Source organism: Methylobacterium sp. CM6257, assembly GCF_054611515.1.
In genome coordinates this window covers 3,869,620-3,888,216 of the sequence record NZ_CM137735.1, presented here as the reverse complement: position 1 = coordinate 3,888,216, position 18,597 = coordinate 3,869,620, and the positions used below count along the sequence as shown (strand labels likewise).

Genomic DNA, 18,597 nt, shown 5'->3' with positions numbered 1-18,597 from the left:
TGCGCCTGTATCGAATCGGGACATCCTGCCAAGTCGGGGGGCATCCGTCACCTGCGGCGCGGCATCACCCCAGGCAGGCCCGGATCGCCGCGAACCCGTCGGTGAGCGCGGCCGGACCCGGCTGAAGGATCAGCGGCGCCTTGATCTCGTGGATGCGCCCGTCGCGCACCGCCGGGATCGCCGCGAAGCCCGGCCGTGCCCGGATGCGGTCGATATTGACCCGTTTGCCGCACCAGGAGGCGAGGATCACCTCGGGCGCGGCCGCGACCACCTGCTCGGCGGTGACGATCCGGTCCTTCGCGGCCGGCTGCCGGCTCAGCTCCGGGAAGACGTCCTGGCCGCCGGCAAGACCGATCAGGTCCGAGACCCAGCCGATGCCGGAGATCATCGGCGCGTCCCACTCCTCGAAATAGACGCGCAGGGGCGGGCGGTCCCGCACCGCCGCGGCGGCCTCCGCCAGCCGCGCCTCGAACCCTGACGCCAGGGCCTCGGCGCGCTCGGGGGCGCCGACCAGCGCCCCGAGGGTGCGCACCATGGCGAGGCACCCGGCAACGTCGCGCTGGTTGAACAGGTGGACGGCGATGCCCGCGCGGGCGAGATCGGCGACGATCCCCGCCTGCAGGTCGGAGAAGGCCAGGACGAGGTCCGGCGTGAGCGCCAGGATCTTCGGGATGTCGGCGCTGGTGAAGGCCGAGACCCGCGGCTTCTCCCGGCGGACCCGGGGCGGGCGCACGGCGTAGCCCGAGACGCCGACGATCCGATCCTCCTGGCCGAGCAGGTACAGGGTCTCGACGGTCTCCTCGGTGAGGCAGACGATGCGCTCCGGCGGGAACCGGCGCATCAGCGGTCGAGCCACGCCAGCAGGCCGGCCCCGGGCGCCAGCAGCACGAAGGCCCAGACCAGCGCCGAGGTGATGTTGGCGGCCTGGAACGGCAGCCGGGACAGGCCGAGGACGCCGGCCAGCAGCGGTACCAGGGCCCGGGCCGGCCCGAAGAACCGCCCGAGGGCCACGGCCGCCAAGCCCCAGCGGCCGATGAAGGCCTCGGCCTTCGCGAAGAGGTCGGGATAGTACCGCAGCGGCCACGTGGCCTTCGCCCCCGGGCCGAGCCAGTGACCGGCCTCGTAGGAGATCCAGTCCCCGAGGGCGGCCCCGAACGCCGCTCCGATCACCACCGGCCAGAAGGCGATGTCGGCGCCGCCCACCAGGGCGCCGACGCCGACCAGGATCACGGTCGCCGGGACGAACAGAGACAGGACGGCGATCGATTCGCAGAAGGCGAGGCCGCCCGCGATGAGCGGCGTCCAGGCCTTGTGCGCCTCGACGAAGGCGAGGGTCGAGGTGCGCAGCGCTTCGATGTCCATGGAGCTCAGCTTTAGACCGGAGACCGGTCCCATCTGAGGTGCGCGGGGGAGGGCGGCAAGGGACGGGGGTGCGGGCGGCGCGGGAACCGGCTAACCGTAGCGCGACCACGAGCGAGTCCCGCGTTGAACGTCCTGTCGATCCAGTCCCACGTCGCCTACGGCCATGTCGGCAACGCCTCGGCGGTGTTCCCGATGCAGCGGCTCGGGGTCGAGGTGTGGCCCGTGCACACGGTGCAGTTCTCCAACCACACGGGCTACGGCGCGTGGCGCGGCCCCGTCTTCGCCGCGGAGACGATCCGCGAGGTGGTCCGCGGCATCGGGGAGCGCGGAATCCTCGGGACCTGCGACGCGGTGCTGTCGGGCTACATGGGCTCGGCCGAGATCGGGGCCGCGATCCTGGAGGCGGTGGAGGCCGTGCGGGCGGCCAATCCGCGCGCGCTCTATTGCTGCGATCCGGTGATCGGCGACGTCGAGGGCGGCGTCTACGTGCGGCCTGGGATCGAGGCGTTCCTGCGCGAGCGCGCCGTGCCGGCGGCCGACATCCTCACCCCCAACCAGTTCGAACTCGACCTGCTCACCGGCCTGCCGAGCCGCACCCTGGCGGAGGCCGGGGCCGCGATCGCGGCGCTCCAGGCCCGGGGACCTCGGGTCGTGCTGGTCACCTCGGCGCTGTGCGCCGACACGCCCGCCGACCGCATCGACCTCCTGGCCGGCGCCGAGGGCCGGGTGTTCCGGGTCCGCACCCCGCGCCTCGACCTCGCGGTGAACGGGGCGGGCGACTGCATCGCGGCGCTCTTCCTCGTGCACTACGCCCGGGCGGGCTCGGCCGCGGCGGCGCTCGGTGCGGCGGCCGCCTCGGTCTACGGCCTCCTGAAGCGCACCGCGCAGGCGGGGTCCCGTGAGATCCTCACGGTGGCCGCGCAGGACGAGTACGTGAATCCGAGCGAGACGTTTACCGTCGAGGCGGTGTGAGACAGGCTCGCCGGACGCGACACCGACACGCGTCCGGCGGAACGAGAGCAGGAAGGTCCGACACGATGGCGCGCCGCTTCGTCACCCTCGACGTGTTCACCGAACACCGGCTGGCCGGCAATCCGCTCGCCGTAGTGCTCGACGCGGAGGGGCTCGACGAAGCCGCCATGCAGGCCATCGCCGGAGAGTTCAATCTGTCCGAGACGGTGTTCGTGCTGCCGCCCGCGGAGGCCCGGCACCGGGCGCGCTTGCGCATCTTCACGCCCGGCCGGGAGCTGCCGTTTGCCGGCCATCCCACCGTCGGGACCGCGATCCTGCTGGCGCTGGAGGATCCCGCCCGCGGCGATGCCCGCGCCTTCGGGCTGGAGGAGGGGATCGGGGTCGTTCCCTGCGTGGTCGAGACTCTGGCGGACGGCAGCGGCGGCCGGGCGCGGTTCCGGCTGCCGGTGCTGCCGGACTATCTCGGCCCCGGGCCCGAACCCGAGACCCTGGCGCCGCTGCTTGGCCTGAAGCCCGGCGATCTCGGCACCGGCCGGCACGTTCCGAGCCGCCACGGGGTCGGCCCGAGCTTCACCTGCGTGCCGGTCGCCTCGGTCGCGGCGCTCGACGCCGCCCACCCGGCCCAGGCACCGGACGCGGAGGATGGGCTCTATCTCTACACACCCGATCCCGAGGGAGCGGGGCAGAGCTGGCGGGTCCGCATGTTCGCGCCGAATCTCGGCGTCCCGGAGGATCCCGCCACCGGCTCGGCGGCGTCCGCCTTCGCGGGGGTGCTGATGCAGTTCGAGGCCTTGGGCGACGGCACCCACGACGTGGCGATCCGCCAGGGCCAGGCCATGGGCCGGCCGAGCGAGATCGCGCTCCAGCTCACCATCGAATCGGGCGCCCTGCGGGGGGTGGAGATCGGCGGCGCCGCCGTGATCGTGTCGGACGGGACGCTGCGTGTCTGACGGCTTCCGGCTCACCCACCTTACGGGCCTCAGCGCGCGTTTCGTGGATTTCGACTGGCCCTTCCCCCGCGAGAACGCGGCGGCGATCGAAGCCCATTGGCGCGCTCGGATCAGCCGCAGCCCCGGCATGTTCGACGGGACCGTCCTGCTGTGCAGCGCCCGCACCGTCGAGGCGGGAAGGGCCCGGCTCGACCTGTTCGAGACGCGCTACTCCACCTTCACGGCCTACCGGGACTTCCGGCACGCCGACGACCGGGTCGCCAATGCCTTCGCGGCGATCGTGCCCTGGAGCGCCGACGGCGCCGTCCTCGTGGGCGAGATGGGCGCTCACACGGCCAATGCCGGCCAGCTCTATTTTCCCTGCGGCACCCCGGACCCGGACGACGTGCGCGGGGCGAGCGTCGACCTCGCCGGCAGCGCCGCCCGGGAGCTCACCGAGGAGACCGGCCTCGTGCTGCCGGAGGGAGCCGGTACCGCGTGGCTGCTGCTCGAGGGCGAGAACCAGCTCGCCTTCCTGCGCCCGGTGCGCTTCCCGGAGCCGGCCTCCGATCTCGTGGCGCGCAGCGAGCACCATCGCCTGCGCGAGGCCGAGCCGGAACTCGCCGGCATCCGCGTCGTGCGGGGCGCGGGCGACATCGACGCCGCACGGATGCCGGGCTTCGTGCAGGCCTATCTGAGGCACGCTTTCGGCTCCGCCTGACCGCGGCCGGACCGCACCGCAAAAATTCGATGCCGGAGGGGGAGCTTCGCCGTGTACGGCACGTTCCCGATATGGCCCGGCAGACCGGCCGCGCGCGCCGTGGGGCGCCCCGGTCGGCCCGGACCGCCAGCACCGGAGTTCCCATGGCCGACCCGACCCGCCCGACAGCCTCGTCCCGCGCGACCCGCTCGCGCATCCAGGAAGGTCAGCCCTATCCCCTCGGCGCCACCTGGGACGGGCTGGGCGTCAACTTCGCCCTGTTCTCGGCCTATGCCACCAAGGTCGAGCTCTGCCTGTTCGACGATGCCGGTGAGCGGGAGATCGAGCGGATCGAGCTGCCCGAGTACACGGACGAGATCTGGCACGGCTACCTGCCCGATGCCCGCCCCGGCACGATCTACGGCTACCGGGTCCACGGCCCCTACGAGCCGAAGGCTGGCCACCGCTTCAATCCCAACAAGCTGCTGATCGACCCCTACGCCAAGGGTCTCGTCGGCTCGATCACCTGGAACCCGGCCCTGTTCGGCTATCAGATGGAGACGGGCGACGACCTGACCTTCGACGACCGGGACAGCGCCCCCTACACCCGCCGCTCCCGCGTGATCGACCCGGCCTTCACCTGGGGCCGGCACCGGAAGCCTCTGGTGCCGTGGGAGAAGACCATCGTCTACGAGACCCACGTCAAGGGCATGACCAAGCTCGATCCGCGGGTGCCCGAGAAGCTGCGCGGCACCTATGCCGGCCTCGGGACCCGGGACGTGCTCGACTACATCAAGAGCCTCGGCGTCACCTCGGTGGAGCTTCTGCCGGTCCATGCCTTCGTGCAGGACGACTACCTGGAGCAGAAGGGCCTCGTGAACTACTGGGGCTACAACACGATCTCGTTCTTCACGCCCGCGCGGCGCTATGCGGCGGTGCCGGACTTCGCCTTCTCCGAGTTCAAGGAGATGGTCTCGCGCTTCCACGGCGCCGGCCTCGAGGTGATCCTCGACGTGGTCTACAACCACACCGCCGAGGGCAACGAGAAGGGTCCGACTCTGTCGTTCAAGGGGGTCGACAACGCCTCCTACTACCGGCTGCTGCCCAACGAGCCGCGCTACTACATCAACGATACCGGCACCGGGAACACCTTCAACCTGTCGCATCCGCGGGTGCTGCAGCTCGTGACCGACTCCCTGCGCTACTGGGCGCAGGAGATGCAGGTGGACGGGTTCCGCTTCGACCTCGCCACGATCCTGGGCCGCGAGCCCTACGGGTTCGACGAGGGCGGCGGCTTCCTCGATACCTGCCGGCAGGATCCGGTGCTCAACAATGTGAAGCTGATCGCCGAGCCCTGGGATTGCGGCCCGGGCGGCTACCAAGTCGGCGGCTTCCCGCCGGGCTGGGCCGAATGGAACGACCGGTTCCGCGACGACGTCCGCGCCTACTGGAAGGGCGATGCCGGCCTGCTGCCGGATCTCGCCGCACGCATCGCGGGCTCGGCCGACAAGTTCAACAAGCGCGGGCGCAAGCCCTGGGCCTCGGTGAACTTCCTCACCGCCCATGACGGCTTCACCCTGCACGACACGGTCTCGTACAACGAGAAGCACAACGAGGCGAACGGCGAGGGCAACCGCGACGGCCACTCGCACAACCTCTCGTACAATTACGGCGTCGAGGGTCCCACCGACGACCCGGAGATCCGTGCGGTGCGCATGCGCCAGATGCGCAACATGCTGGCGACGCTGTTCCTGTCCCGCGGCACGCCGATGCTGCTCGCCGGCGACGAGTTCGCGCGGACCCAGCAGGGCAACAACAACGCCTATTGCCAGGACAACGAGGTCTCCTGGCTCGACTGGGGGGCGATCGGCGAGGAGGAGCGGGATCTCGCCGAGTTCACCCAGCGCCTGATCATCCTGCGCAACGCTCTGCCGATCCTGAGCCGCGGGCGGTTCCTCACCGGCCAGTACGACGAGGAGTTCGGCGTCAAGGACGTGACGTGGCTGCGCCCGGACGGGAGCGAGATGGAGGGCGAGAACTGGTCGGACGGCGAGGCACGCGCCTTCGCGGTCCAGCTCGACGGCCGCGCCCAGGCCACCGGCCTGCACCGACGGGGCGGCGACGCCACGCTGCTGCTCATGTTCAACGCCTACCACGACCTCGTGACCTTCATGCTGCCCGAGTCGGTGGGCGGCGTGGCCTGGACGCGGCTGCTCGACACGAACCTGCCCGACAGCCAGGACGTGGAGAGCTTCAAGTTCGGCACGGGCTACGACGTGACCGGGCGCTCGCTGCTGATGTTCGTGCTGAAGCCCGAGGCCAGCCCCGGGACCGAGGACAACGCCATGGAGCGCTCGTACCAGCACGTGATGCAGGCCTTTGAGCGGGCGAATGTCGAGTATGTCCGCTTTCACCTCGACGCCGAGGCCTGAACGCGGGCACCGGGCCGGACGGTTTTCGCGCCGTCCGGCCGTCCACGCCTTGCGCGCGGCGGCGCACCCGGCTAACAGCACCGCACCGCGCGGCCCTGGCTGCGCCCGGCGCTCTCTGCACGCGCCCGGGCGTCCGGCTCGCGGCCGGAGGGGTGGCCGAGTGGTTGAAGGCGCACGCCTGGAAAGTGTGTATACCGGAAACGGTATCGCGGGTTCGAATCCCGCTCCCTCCGCCAATCGGTCGACTTAACTGTTTGCGATCATTGGATTTTTGAAGACATATTGCGTTCTGGCCCTAACGCGGGCCCCAACATGGTCTTTGGATCTGAGTGGACTTCGGTGGACGCAATGTGGCGTCGTTGCGCTGGCCGCTCGGGATCGTTCGCGTCCGACACATGCCCGGTGAGCTCGGGACCGATCGCCCCGCTTTAGCGCATGCTGCAAACCCGAGACGGAAGCACCGAGCCATCCTGCCAACCTGCGTCTGGTGATCTTGTGATCGATGTGATCGCCTCTCGCAGCAGCGACCTTGACCGGCGGCGACTCCCTGACCGGAGCTGAGAGCGCGGTCGAGAATGAGCCGAGTTGCTCGTCTGGCTGGTCTCGGCCTTGCTGCTTGCGCGCTCGCGGTTGTGCACCCTTAAAAAAGGGACCCATTTTTTTATTCGGCCATGGGGGCGGCCTTGCGCAACGGGCGCAAACTGGCGATCGCCAAAAGGCCTATTTTCGCCGGCGAGGCAGGAACCGTCCGGGTGAGTTGGTGCCTAGTTGAAGCGCCTGCTCATGACCCCAAGTGGTTGCTTCGAAGGTCCGCTTCCGGGCATTCTGAGCCGATCGGGTGGACCTGAGCGACTAATGGTGGCTGAAAGCTGCCGGTCCACTTTCGACGTTCAAACCGGAGAAGCGGACCTTCGTCGCGGCTCATGCGGCCATTTCAAAGAGGCGCCAAGCGGCCGGCCGGATCTGGCCGAAAACGGTAGCTCTGCTTCTAGAACGAAGGCCCGCCAAAGTGGACCACTTCGCTGCGGGCGGCCCGGTCAAAGGGACACCGAACGCCGTCGACTGGGTTTTGGTGCCCCCATTCAGACAAACTTAGGCTTCTCTGGGATCATTCCTCCCGTTTATCAAACCCTGAAAATTAGCGATTGGACCCGCTTCGACCGCCCTGACACAAGCACTGGCATCCTAACGTCAGTCGCACGCAGCCTCACCTCAACCCTGCGCCGACCGACCGCCGACGAGACCGCAAAAAGTCCGCGGGGATCGGACCGCTCCCTCATCAGGGGCGGCCTGTAACGGAAGCAGGGAGGGTTCGATGGGTGTCGATGCGCAATGTGCGCCGCCGGCGGCAGTCGCCGCAACACCGTCGCAGAATGACCACGCCTCTCTCAAACTCGCGGGGGTGGCGGCCGCCGTTCTGGTGGCCGCGGCGATCTGGCTGACACCGACCCCGGCGGGTCTCACGCTCATCGGCCACAAGGCGCTCGCCTTGTTCGGCTGCATCTTCGTCCTCTATCTCACGGAGGCCGTGCCCCTCGCGGTCGCCAGCCTGCTGGTCGTGCCGGCCGCTACGCTGTCGGGGATTACTACGGTCAAAGGCGCACTCGAAGGCTTCTCGGCGCCCTCCGCCTACCTCATCGTCGGCGCCTTCGTGCTGGCCACCGCGATGGTGAAGACGCGTTTGGCCGAACGCATTACCTACCTCATCCTCCTGCGCATCGGCTCGGCGCCGACCCGGGTCACGCTCGGCGTGACGCTCGTCAACATCGCACTTGCCTTCCTCGTCCCGTCCTCCACCGCCCGCACCGCGATCCTGCTGCCGGAATGCCTGAGCATCTTGGCGCTCTACGGTACGGCGGGCCGCTCCCCCTTCGCGGTGAACCTCCTCCTGACCCTGACGATGACCAACGCCACCATTGGCGCCGGCATCCTCACCGCCACGGTGCCCAATCCGGTCACGGTCGAGTTCGTCGCCAAGGCGAGCGGCCACACCATCACCTACGCCGAGTGGCTGCTCTATGGCTTCCCGCCGGCGCTGCTGATGACCTTCGCTACTTGGGCTCTGATCCAGCGCGTCTTCCCGCCCGAGGTCGACGCGAGGAACTCCGAGATCGACGGGACGATCCGCACCAACCTGACGAAGCTCGGACGCATGTCGTCGGCGGAATGGCGCACCCTTCTAGTCTTCGGGCTGATTACCGGCCTCTGGGCGACGCAGGGCCTGACTGGGCTCGACACCACCGTCGTGTGCCTCGCCGGCGTCGTCCCGCTCTTCCTGCCGAAGTTCGGCGTGATGACTTGGGCCGACGCCAACAAGGGCGTATCCTGGCAGGTCCTCCTCGTCGCGGGCGGCGGCATCTCGCTCGGCGACATTCTGCTCAAGACCGGCGCCGCCGGCTGGCTCGCCAACGCCATCTTCCATGGCCTCGGGCTCGCCGGCGCCTCGGCCCTCGCGGTGATCGTCGTGGTGATGCTGATCGTGCAGTACCTGCACGTGATCTTCGTCGGCACCACCGCGATGGCGACCGCCCTTCTGCCCATCGTGCTGGCGATGGCGGGCACGGCCAACATCAGCCCCGTCGCCCTGGCGCTGCCGGCGGGCATGATCATCGGCGGCTACCCGCTGCTGATGTTCTACAACACCCTGCCCAGCATCATCGTCTACGGCACCGGCCGCCTGTCCGTCGGAGATTTCCCGAAGGTCGGCGTGGCGATCTGCGCCCTGGCTTGTCTCGTCTACGCCCTCTGCGCCGCGACTTACTGGCGGTGGCTCGGCCTATATTGAATTCCGCTCCGACTTATCTCCGAACTCGAGAAGGAACTCTGTGATGACGCTCCCCTTGCAGGGCATTCGCGTACTCGATCTCTCCAACGTGCTCGCCGGGCCCTTCTGCGGCTACCACCTGGCGCGGATGGGCGCGGAGGTAATCAAGGTCGAGAATCCCAAGGGCGGTGACCTCGCCCGCCGGCTTGGCGCCGATCCGGAGATGGCCGAGCGCCTGATGGGTCTGTCCTTCGTGGCCGTGAACGCCGGCAAGCAGTCGGTCGCCATCGACTTCAAAGCCGCGGACGGGAGGGAGATCTTCCTGCGCCTCGTCGAGCAGGCGGACGTCGTCCTGGAGAACTTCCGGCCGAAGGTGATGGAGCGGCTCGGCCTCGGCTACGACGTGCTCGCGCAGCGCAACCCGCGCCTCGTCTACTGCGCCATCTCGGGCTTCGGGCAGAACGGCCCCTGGCTCGGGCGCCCAGCCTACGACCAGATCGTCCAGGGTCTGTCCGGCGCCATGAGCGTGACGGGCGATGCCGCCACGTCGCCGCTGCGGACCGGCTTCCCGATCTCCGACACCATCGCCGGCATCACGGCGGCCTTCGCCATCTCGTCGGCGCTGGTCGAGCAGCGCACCACAGGGCGCGGCCGGCGGATCGACGTCTCGCTTCTGGAAGCGACGCTCGCCGCCATGGGCTGGGTCGTGTCCAACCACCTCAACGGCAACGTCGAGCCCCAGCCGATGGGCAACGAGAACTTCACCGCCGCACCCTCGGGCACGTTCAGGACAGGCGGTGGCCCCCTCAACATCGCAGCCAACGAGCAGAAGCAGTACGAGACCCTGTGCGATCTCGTCGGCCGACCGGACCTCAAGACAGATCAGCGTTTCGCCAACCGCCAATCCCGCAAGGTCCACCGCGCCGCCCTCTCGGACGAGCTGAACGACGCCTTGCAGGCCCGCACCGCCAAAGAGTGGGAAGAGCTATTCAACGCCAACGGTGTCCCCGCCGGCAGCGTCCTTACCGTACCCGAGATCCTCGCGGAGGAGCAGGTCACCGGCCGTCGCTTCGTCGAGACTCTCGACGCCACCGTGGCCGGGGACCAGCCGATGCGCGTCACCCGGCCGGGCTTCCTCCTCGACGAGGATTACCCCGCGCCCATGCCTCCGCCGCAGCTCGGCCAGGATACCGATCGGTGGCTCGCGGAAATCGGCTACGGCGCTGAGCAAATCGCCACCCTCAAGGAGCACGGCACGGTCGCCGCCGCCAACCGCCCGACGGTGCCGCCTTCGGCCAAGCTGCCCGAGCTGAAGGCCCGCGCTGAGAGCTCCAGCAGCTGACCGATCCTCAATACCCGATGCAAGGAACGCGACTCATGAGCGACAAGAACCCCGCTGCAATCCTCGATTCCGCCAAGACTTGGTGGTCAACCGCGATCATCGACATGAAACCCGGAAGCATCCGTTTCGCAGGCTTCCCCATCGAACAACTGATCGGCGCGGTCAGCTTCCCGCAGATGATCTGGCTGATGCTTCGCGGCACCTTGCCGACGCCTGAGGAAGGCGCGCTGCTGGAGGCGGCGCTGGTCTCGGCCGTCGACCACGGTCCGCAGGCGCCGTCGATCGCCATCGGCCGGATGTCGGTGACCTGCGGCCTGCCCCTGAACGGCGCGATGGCGTCCGCCATCAACGTCCTCGACGACGTCCACGGGGGCGCGGGCGAGCAGTGTATGGAGCTGTACGCCGATATTGCCCGGCGGATGGAGGAGGGCCAGGCTCTCGACGCCGCAGTCGAGGCCGGCCTCGACGCCTTCATCGCCGCTCGTGGCAAGATCATCTCGGGCTTCGGTCACCGCTTCCACCCGGTCGATCCCCGCGCACCCCGCCTGCTCGCCCTCGTTGACGAGGGGCGGAAGAAGGGCGTCGTGAACGGCCGCTTCGCGGACATCGGGCGGGGCGTCGAGGCGTCCCTCGGGCGCCGCAAGGGCCGTGGCATCCCGATGAACATCGACGGCGCGACGGCGGTGATCTACGCCGAACTCGGCTTCGCGCCGCCGCTCGGCCGCGGTCTGTTCATCCTGTCACGGTCGGTCGGCATCCTGGCGCACGCCTGGGAGCAGACGCAGCAGGGTGGCCGTATCAAGGGGCCGATGCCGCGCGGTATCCCCTACACCTACACCGGACCAGCGCCGCGCGACTTTCCGAGCGCGACAGCCGGGGAGGCGCACTCGTGAGCAGCCCCAACTACCTGCCCGTCAGACCGGACTGGCTCGCCGTGGGGCGTGAGGAGCCTCTCCGGCCGGAGCTGCCGATCATCGATGCTCACCACCACCTCTGGGACCGACCCGGCTGGCGCTACTTGTTCGAGGAGTACCTCGCCGACATCCGCGAGAGCGGTCACGCGGTCCATGCCACGGTCTACATGCAGGCCCAAGCGATGTACCGCGCCGACGGCCCGGTAGCGTTCCGGGTCGTCGGAGAGACGGAGTTCGCCAACGGCGTCGCCGCGATGGCGGCGAGCGGTCTTTACGGCCCGACTCGGATCTGCGCCGGGATCGTCGGCCACGTCAACCTCCGGGTTGGGGCCGCGGTCGCCGACGTGCTGGAGGACCACATCCGAGCCGGCGGCGACCGCTTCCGTGGCGTTCGCCATCTCACCACCTGGGACGCCGACGCGAGCCTGATGAACCCCCTGAGCGCCGGCCCGCCGGGTCTCCTCGCGGATGAGGCTTTCCGAGCAGGCTTCGCCTGCCTCGCGCCCCGCAACCTGAGCTATGATGCGTGGCTGTTCCACCCGCAGCTCGACGAGCTCACCGATCTCGCCCGCGCCTTCCCGGCCACGACGATCGTCCTCAACCACTGCGGCGGCGTGCTCGGCATCGGCGCCTACGCCGGCCGCCGGGACGAGGTTTTCGCCCACTGGGCCAAGGCGGTCCGCAGGCTCGCGGAATGTCCCAACGTCGTAGTGAAGCTCGGCGGCCTCGGCATGCGGATCAACGGATTCGGCTTCGAGACCGGCGCGGCGCCGCCGTCCTCCGAGGACCTCGCGCGGACGTGGCGTCCATACATTGAGACCTGCATCGACGCCTTCGGTCCGGCCCGCTGCATGTTCGAGAGCAACTTCCCGGTCGACAAGGGCTCGTACGGTTACGGAACCGTCTGGAACGCGTTCAAGCGCCTAACGATGCAGGCCGGCGAGGAAGAGCTCACCGCCCTGTTCTCCGGGACCGCCGCGCGGATCTACGCCGTCGCCATCAAGCCCTGAGCGGCATTTACCGGCATCCGCCCCGCGTTCTCTGGACCGCCTTCCGCGAGCTGGGCGGCCCCCTGCTCCCTCAGCAGCGTGACGACCCGCGAAGCGGCCGGAGAGAGATAGCTGTCCCGGCGATAGATACAGCCGAGCGGGCGCCGCAGGGTGGTCGCGTCGATGTCGAGCCGCTCGACCCAGTTGCCCAGGCGCTCCGGCAACAGATTGCGGGTCGAGGTGAAGCTCAGGAGTTCGGTCTCGCCGATCAGCCGGGGAAGCATGGTAATCGAGTTGGTCTCGATCTGGACGTGGGGCCCGTCCACGCCGTGGGCCTGGAACACCGTGTCGAGCCACTGACGCATCGCGACCGTTCGGGCGGGCAGTACCCAGTTCCATGCGCTCAGCTCCTCGATCTGAAGGTTGCGGCCGCAGAGCGAGTGGCCTTTGGCCGCCACGACCACGACCTCGTCGGCGCCGAAGGTCTCGTGGCTGAACTCGTCGGCGTCGCTCGGCAAGACAGGCCCAATCACGAGGTCGAGGCGGCTCTCGCGGAGTGCCATGCGCAGCACGCCGCTCATGCCGATCTGCAAGTCTACGGTGACGCCCGGCGCCGCGGCGATTAGCTGGCGGCAGACATGGGGGAGTAGGTACTCGGCCATGGTGGCGCCGGTGCCGATCCGGACATGCCCGGCGGTGCCGGCCGCGAACTCGCTAACCTCGCGGATCGCCTCGTCCATCGCCGTCCGCATCAGGCGCGCGCGGCTCAGCAGCACGTCGCCGACCTGGGTCAGCACGAGGCCGCGGCCGGAGCGCGCGAACAGCTCCGCCCCGACCGAGGCTTCCAGGCGCTGAATGCATTTTGTCAGCGCCGGCTGCGTGCGGCCGAGCCGTTCCGCCGCGCGCCCGAGATGTCCGGTATCGGCGATGACTTCGAAGAACGCGAGGTCCCTGAGGTCCATCAATTCCTCCCGGTTATCCTTCGCTGAATATTAGCGATTGGACCGGGCGAAGACCTCCTGACAGAGATCAGACGCGCCCATCGCATGCTCAGCCGGCATTCGGGCGGACGTTAATGCATCCGGGCCCCAGGTCCGAGAGCAAGCCTAACAAAGGGAGGATCAGATGAGCGTCGCTGTCGCGACGGCACCCGGCGTGGAGCCGGACGGCCATACACGCCTGCTTGAGACCGCGGTCGCCAAGAACACGCGGCGCCTCGTGCCGATCCTCGGCCTCGCCTACCTGTTCAACTACCTCGACCGGACCAGCGTGGGCTTCGCGGCCCTGCAGATGAACCAGGCGATCGGCCTCACCGCCGCGCAGTTCGGTTGGGGCGCCGGCATCCTGTTCTTCAGCTACTGCCTACTCGAAGTCCCCAGCAACGTCCTGATGTACCGCTTCGGGGCGCGACGCTGGCTCGCCCGCATCATGATCACCTGGGGCCTCGCCGCCGCGGCCACCGCCTTCGCGGTCGGTCCCATGAGCTTCTACGTCATCCGCTTCATGCTCGGCGTCTTCGAGGCCGGGTTCTTCCCCGGGGTGATCTGGTACATCTCGATCTGGTTCCCAGCTCGCTATCGCACCCGCGTGCTGGCGCTGTTCATGGCGTCGACCCCGCTTTCGTCACTGCTCGGTAGCCCGATCTCTGCCTCGCTTCTGAGCATGGACGGCTTCCTCGGCCTTGGCGGCTGGCAGTGGATGTTCCTGATCGAGGGGCTGCCCGCCACTCTCCTGGGCTTGGCCTGTCTCTGGCTGCTCGCCGATACGCCGAAGGACGCAACGTGGCTCAACGAGAATGAGCGCACGGCACTCGTCAACGAGCTCGCCAGCGAGCGCTACGAGAAGCCGAAGAAGGACCTGTGGGCGGCGATGAAGGACGTGCGGGTGGTCCTGCTCACCACCATTACCTTCGCCTTCACCATCGGCTCGTACGGCATCGGCATCTGGCTGCCGCAGATCCTGAAGGGCCACGGCCTCTCGAACATCGCGGTCGGCTGGGTCACAGCAATCCCGTACCTGTTCGCCACGGTCGGCATGATGGCCTGGGCGCAGTACGTCGACCGTTCGGGTAAGAAGATCCTCAACCTCGTGGCGGCGCTGGTTCTCAGCGCCGTCGGCTTGGCCGCCTCGACCCTATTCGACGCGATGATCCCCGCGCTGATCTGCCTGACGCTGGCGCTGATCGGCACGATCTCGGCGCGGACCGTGTTCTACACGATCCCGCAGAGCTTTTTGACGGGGGCGGCCGCAGCTGGCGGTCTGGCCTTCATCAACTCGGTGGGAGCCTTCGGCGGCTTCGTCGGGCCGTATCTGGTCGGCTACCTCAAGGACGCGACGGGGTCCTACAATGCCGGGATGCTCGGCATGGCGGCGATCCTTCTCGTGTCCGTGTTCATCGCCGGCTCGCTCAAGTTCGTCATCAAGAACGCCTAAGACTCACCGAAGAACGCACACTCAATCGAAGCAAGGGCCAGCCGTACGGCTGGCCCTATCCGTATATAGCCAAGGTATCTTGGCATCAGAGTCAAAGCGCGCATTCGAAAACCCCACCGACGAGGCAGTACACCACCCCACGCGCGCCGTAGCCAGCACCCGCCAGCATCTCGAGGGTAACTCGCTTAAGACGGAACATGACGGTACTCTGAGCTGACAGTCTGGAACTAATAAGAACCGCAAGTCGCGGCTGCCGTTCCCGGGCCGAGTTGGTCTAGGACCCGGACTACAAACCGCAGTGTTGGCCTCTGTCACGGCTGATTTTTCTCTGCAACCTATGCAGGTCAAGCCAGCCGTGTCAGGTCGAGCCCCAAGGTTCCTCACCCGGTGAGCTGATCCAGGTTCATCGCTCAGCTGACACGCCCGAGCGCTACCGAGGCTCGTTCAGGATCAGCGGCCGCGCAGGGTGTCCTTCGCCCCACCGTATGCGCTCTGCGCCCGGCCCTAAGCCTTGTCGATTTTGCCCTCGGCCTGGAGCTTGGAGTCACCAATCACGCTGCCGAAGGTGTCCTTCACAGCACCCTTGGCCTGCTCAGCAGAACCGCCGACCCGGTCGTGGGAGACGCCTGGCGTGGACCGAAGGCCACGGCGCTGAGTCATGAAGTACCAAGCTCCACCGGCGATCACGAGGATGGCGACGAGGACCCACAGCCAAGTTATGCCTCCGCTGGACTGGGCCGCCGCAGCGTTCTGTGCCAGGGCGGGGAAGGCCGGCAGCAACAGCAGGCCGACGAGGGGAAGGCGTGCATTGCGCATGGGAGCTATCCTTATGTCCCAGGAGGCAGGGCGCCTGCAGATCAATGCGCGATCACCCCAGTGAGTTGCCGTACGTCGGCGCGATGCGTCGCGAGCCTGGACGGCGCGACCTGACCTGGAGGCTCAGGTTAGATGAGCAGGTCATCTACGGCGGCAAGCGCCTGGCGGAGCTTCGCAACTTCATCGAGGCACTCCCCAAGCCGCACGGAGCCTCCAGGCTCCGGGGCTGAGAATGGGTAGTTGCGAAAGCCACTAGGCGGCAGGCGAGCTGACGCCCTCAGGTCGCAGGAGCGCGGTCAGCACACCGACCGCGATCCGCTCGCATGAGGCGTAAGGGTCTACTTGCGGCTGTGAGCGAGCGCAGCCCGCTTGTTGCCTGAACGCCCGCTCGCGTTCGAGATCTCGACCTCGTCGCGCCGGATGGTGTCCCGCACCGTCTCCACACGCTTCGTGCGCTCGCGGCGGACCACAACCTCTTCTCTCACCCGAACCCCTTTGGCCACGAGCGGCACCTCAGAGGTCTCGATCATCTCGACGTTGAGCTCGGTCAAGGTCTCTCCGGTTGCCGCATCGGTGACGGGCTTACGCCGCTCAACCACAACCTTCTCGTCGTACAGTGTCACTTGCTGCTCGGTTGGCACCTCGACAACATAGCGGCGAACCGTGGTCGTGCCGCTGTTCACCGTGCGCTTGCCGACAATCAGCGTTTCTTCCGCAAGCGGGATGACTTCCTCTTCCTGGATAGAAGGCTGGGTCCGAGATGCCGAGGCATTGCTTGACCGCGCCACCGAGCGACCTGACGGCAGGCCCCACATCCCAAACATCGCATCAAAGAAGAGTGAGCCTGTGCTCAACGGGGCGGCCGCGACACGCTGAACGGTCTCTGCAGCGCTCTGGGCGACCTGGCTGGTGCTCTCAGCGGCGATCTGCGCGGTTTGTGCAGCCTGCTCTGCGGCTTTCTGGGCAGCCTCTCGGGTCTTCCGCTCGCGATCGGCGGCTTCCTTCTCCTCGGCAACGATCTGTTCGAGCCGCTCGCGCTCCTGCTTCTGCTCAGCCCGACGCTGTTCCGCTTCGGCGCGCTTCGCTTCTTCGGCTTCGGCCTTCTCATCCTCGATCTTCTCAACGATCGCCTGGGCCTCCTCGTCGCTCAGCGCCTTCAGGACGGCCGGGAGCAGATCTTTGCGCTCATCGCGGACACTCTGCTGGAAGACCTTCCGCAGCTCGGCGACCTTCGGCGCAAACTCCTCGCTGCCCTTCGGGGTCTGCTCGAGCTCCGCCAGCAGCTTGCGGGTTTGTTTGTTGTCGTTCAGCGCGGCGGTGACGAGGTCCTTGGTTTCCTTATGCTTCCGCAGGACTGGGAACAGGTGCTCCTCTTCCAACTTCGCCAGAAGCTCCAGCTCGGACTTGAGGTCACCGAGAATTCTCTCTCGCGTCTTCACCGCATTGTTCGAGGTGTCAGCGAGTACCGCGAAGAGCTCATTGGCTTTCGTGGGACTGGTCTGGATCAACTGCCTGATGGTGGTCATGTCTGCCTCACGATGTGAGAAGAAGGGGCGCCGACGCAAACTGAAGGGAAACCGTCCCGCTCGGACCGGAATCATTCAGAGGGCTACCAAGGACTGAATGTACGAACCATCATCAACCCGCAGGCCGGGATGCTTCAACTTGGATAGCGAGCGGCAACGAACGGCCGGCCGTGCAGATGGGCCTCTCTTAAGCAGTGAAACCCATGCTGCGGCGCACAATTCAAACGGCGTCAGCCCGGAGTGGTTCCCGAAAAAACGGTTTGGATTGTATTTTCGAAAGATACTCGGCCTTAAGCCCCGCAATAAACGGCCCTTCAGGAGCGGGGAGGACTGTGGCGCAAGGCTGCAGTGTAGGCCGCCTGCGCCCCCCCAGGCAACGAATGCTCGTGCGAGTGAAAAGAGAGGGCGGCCGAAGGGGCCTCTTCTCTTTTCGGAGTTTCAGACAGCGCTCGGGTTCTGCTGTAAGGCGAGCTCAGCCGCTCACCGCCTGACTGTGCGGCCCCACACTGGAGAGGGCCTTGCTGGCCTCGTCAACTGCGCGGGTTGAGGTCTCGGTGATGGCCTTGCTGTCCTGAATCATGTGCTGCAGGCTCTCACGGAACAGGTCACTCTGGATCGTGGCAAACTCCTGAACCGACCTAGCATGCACCAGCTTGTTCCAACCTTCGAGATTGCGCTGGAATTGGTTCTGGGTCAGACCGAACCAGCTGCGCGAGGCATCCTGGAAAGCCTGCGTTAGAACTGTTCCACAGCGCGTGACGGCTTCGATGTTCTGCTTCGATTGGCGCACAAGGCGTTCACTGTCTTCACCAGAAAAGCCGAGTGTCCGGGTGAAACGCTCCGAGGCCTCGCGAGCTTGGTGAGAGGCTGTCTCAACACTCCTCTGGACAATTTGCCTGGTGTTCTCGGTCGCGTGCTCGCGGAGATCAACGATCTTGTTCAGGCCATCCCTAGCGGCATCAACGAACTGCGCGCCCTGTTCAGTGGCCTTGTCGATGTTGGCCTTGGCCGCGTCGGCAATTTTGTCGCTTTGCTCCGCTTGCCCAATTTTGTTGTTGATCTGATTGAATGACATATAGGAATCCTTATTCGTTATCATGAGCTGTTTCGCGGCTATGCAGTGCAGACGCCGCTCATCCGACGATGACGAGCGGGCCCACTATTGCTGCTGTGCAATAATTTCGTCGGTTCGAGTTTTATTTCAAGCCCCGCCAGGAGCGTGCCGCTCAAACAAAAAGCTGATGTTTTTTTCAATCGTGACGCCAGAGGCTTAACTGATTGAAAGAAAGAATGAATTTCCCGACCGCCTGAAAATATTCTCTGTAACAATCGATGCGAAATCTAAAGCCGCGTCCGAAAAGATCGAACAAAATACAATGGCGTGCACGCCGGAAAACAATTTGTGACCGGAATTTCTG

The 18,597-nt window shown here is 67.0% G+C and carries 15 protein-coding genes and 1 tRNA gene; 10 read left to right on the top strand and 6 right to left on the bottom strand.

The genetic code is table 11. The features are described 5' to 3' along the window. Positions 1 to 64: 64 nt before the first annotated feature. Entirely contained in the window at positions 65 to 841 is a 777-nt protein-coding gene (locus ACYCO6_RS18985; RefSeq protein WP_459762190.1) for a cobalamin-binding protein, read from the bottom strand. Then, positions 841 to 1,362 (bottom strand): DedA family protein, encoded by a 522-nt coding sequence (locus ACYCO6_RS18980; RefSeq protein ID WP_459762188.1) that lies wholly within the window; start codon positions 1,360 to 1,362, stop codon positions 841 to 843. The genes ACYCO6_RS18985 and ACYCO6_RS18980 overlap by 1 nt, the downstream gene beginning before the upstream one ends. A 123-nt stretch (positions 1,363 to 1,485) precedes the next feature. On the opposite strand from ACYCO6_RS18980, the gene pdxY reads away from it, so the two are divergent. The 9 genes from pdxY (at position 1,486) to ACYCO6_RS18935 (ending at position 12,425) form a co-directional block, all read left to right on the top strand. Next, on the top strand, positions 1,486 to 2,334 hold the full coding sequence (gene pdxY, locus ACYCO6_RS18975; RefSeq protein ID WP_459762186.1) for a pyridoxal kinase PdxY: 849 nt from the start codon (positions 1,486 to 1,488) through the stop codon (positions 2,332 to 2,334). A gap of 65 nt (positions 2,335 to 2,399) precedes the next feature. Next, entirely contained in the window at positions 2,400 to 3,284 is an 885-nt protein-coding gene (locus ACYCO6_RS18970; RefSeq protein ID WP_459762184.1) for a PhzF family phenazine biosynthesis protein, read from the top strand. After that, positions 3,277 to 3,984 (top strand): NUDIX hydrolase, encoded by a 708-nt coding sequence (locus tag ACYCO6_RS18965; RefSeq protein ID WP_459762182.1) that lies wholly within the window; start codon positions 3,277 to 3,279, stop codon positions 3,982 to 3,984. Before ACYCO6_RS18970 ends, ACYCO6_RS18965 begins: the two co-directional genes overlap by 8 nt. Positions 3,985 to 4,127: 143 nt before the next feature. Next, positions 4,128 to 6,395: a glycogen debranching protein GlgX gene (glgX, locus tag ACYCO6_RS18960; protein ID WP_459762180.1), complete on the top strand. Its 2,268-nt coding sequence runs from the start codon at positions 4,128 to 4,130 to the stop codon at positions 6,393 to 6,395. A 146-nt stretch (positions 6,396 to 6,541) separates the two neighbouring features. Then, positions 6,542 to 6,631, top strand: a tRNA-Ser gene (locus tag ACYCO6_RS18955). A 1,079-nt stretch (positions 6,632 to 7,710) separates the two neighbouring features. Beyond that, positions 7,711 to 9,180, top strand: coding sequence for an SLC13 family permease (locus ACYCO6_RS18950; RefSeq protein WP_459762178.1), 1,470 nt, complete (start codon positions 7,711 to 7,713; stop codon positions 9,178 to 9,180). A gap of 43 nt (positions 9,181 to 9,223) precedes the next feature. Then, complete coding sequence (locus ACYCO6_RS18945) at positions 9,224 to 10,501, top strand: CaiB/BaiF CoA transferase family protein (RefSeq protein ID WP_459762176.1); 1,278 nt, start codon at positions 9,224 to 9,226, stop codon at positions 10,499 to 10,501. Between the two features lie 35 nt (positions 10,502 to 10,536). Next, positions 10,537 to 11,394, top strand: a complete 858-nt coding sequence (locus ACYCO6_RS18940; protein ID WP_459762174.1) for a citryl-CoA lyase — start codon at positions 10,537 to 10,539, stop codon at positions 11,392 to 11,394. Next, the gene (locus tag ACYCO6_RS18935) at positions 11,391 to 12,425 is read left to right on the top strand and encodes an amidohydrolase family protein (RefSeq protein WP_459762172.1); all 1,035 of its coding nucleotides are present in this window, start codon (positions 11,391 to 11,393) and stop codon (positions 12,423 to 12,425) included. Before ACYCO6_RS18940 ends, ACYCO6_RS18935 begins: the two co-directional genes overlap by 4 nt. Here ACYCO6_RS18935 and ACYCO6_RS18930 read toward each other — a convergent pair. After that, complete coding sequence (locus tag ACYCO6_RS18930; protein WP_459762170.1) at positions 12,401 to 13,366, bottom strand: LysR family transcriptional regulator; 966 nt, start codon at positions 13,364 to 13,366, stop codon at positions 12,401 to 12,403. The two genes, ACYCO6_RS18935 and ACYCO6_RS18930, sit on opposite strands and share 25 nt — an antisense overlap. 163 nt (positions 13,367 to 13,529) lie before the next feature. Between ACYCO6_RS18930 and ACYCO6_RS18925 the strand changes: the two genes are divergently transcribed. Continuing rightward, positions 13,530 to 14,837 (top strand): MFS transporter, encoded by a 1,308-nt coding sequence (locus ACYCO6_RS18925; RefSeq protein WP_459762168.1) that lies wholly within the window; start codon positions 13,530 to 13,532, stop codon positions 14,835 to 14,837. Positions 14,838 to 15,341: 504 nt separating this feature from the next. On the opposite strand, the gene ACYCO6_RS18920 is transcribed toward ACYCO6_RS18925, so the two are convergent. The 3 genes from ACYCO6_RS18920 to ACYCO6_RS18910 all read right to left on the bottom strand — a co-directional run bounded on the left by ACYCO6_RS18920 (position 15,342) and on the right by ACYCO6_RS18910 (position 18,254). Next, positions 15,342 to 15,653 carry a hypothetical protein gene (locus ACYCO6_RS18920; RefSeq protein WP_459762166.1) on the bottom strand — a complete coding sequence of 104 codons (312 nt, stop codon included), beginning with the start codon at positions 15,651 to 15,653 and terminating at the stop codon, positions 15,342 to 15,344. A 338-nt stretch (positions 15,654 to 15,991) separates the two neighbouring features. Beyond that, positions 15,992 to 17,179, bottom strand: a complete 1,188-nt coding sequence (locus ACYCO6_RS18915) for a DUF2382 domain-containing protein (protein ID WP_459762164.1) — start codon at positions 17,177 to 17,179, stop codon at positions 15,992 to 15,994. Between the two features lie 472 nt (positions 17,180 to 17,651). Beyond that, positions 17,652 to 18,254, bottom strand: a complete 603-nt coding sequence (locus ACYCO6_RS18910; RefSeq protein WP_459762162.1) for a phasin family protein — start codon at positions 18,252 to 18,254, stop codon at positions 17,652 to 17,654. Positions 18,255 to 18,597 lie beyond the last annotated feature (343 nt).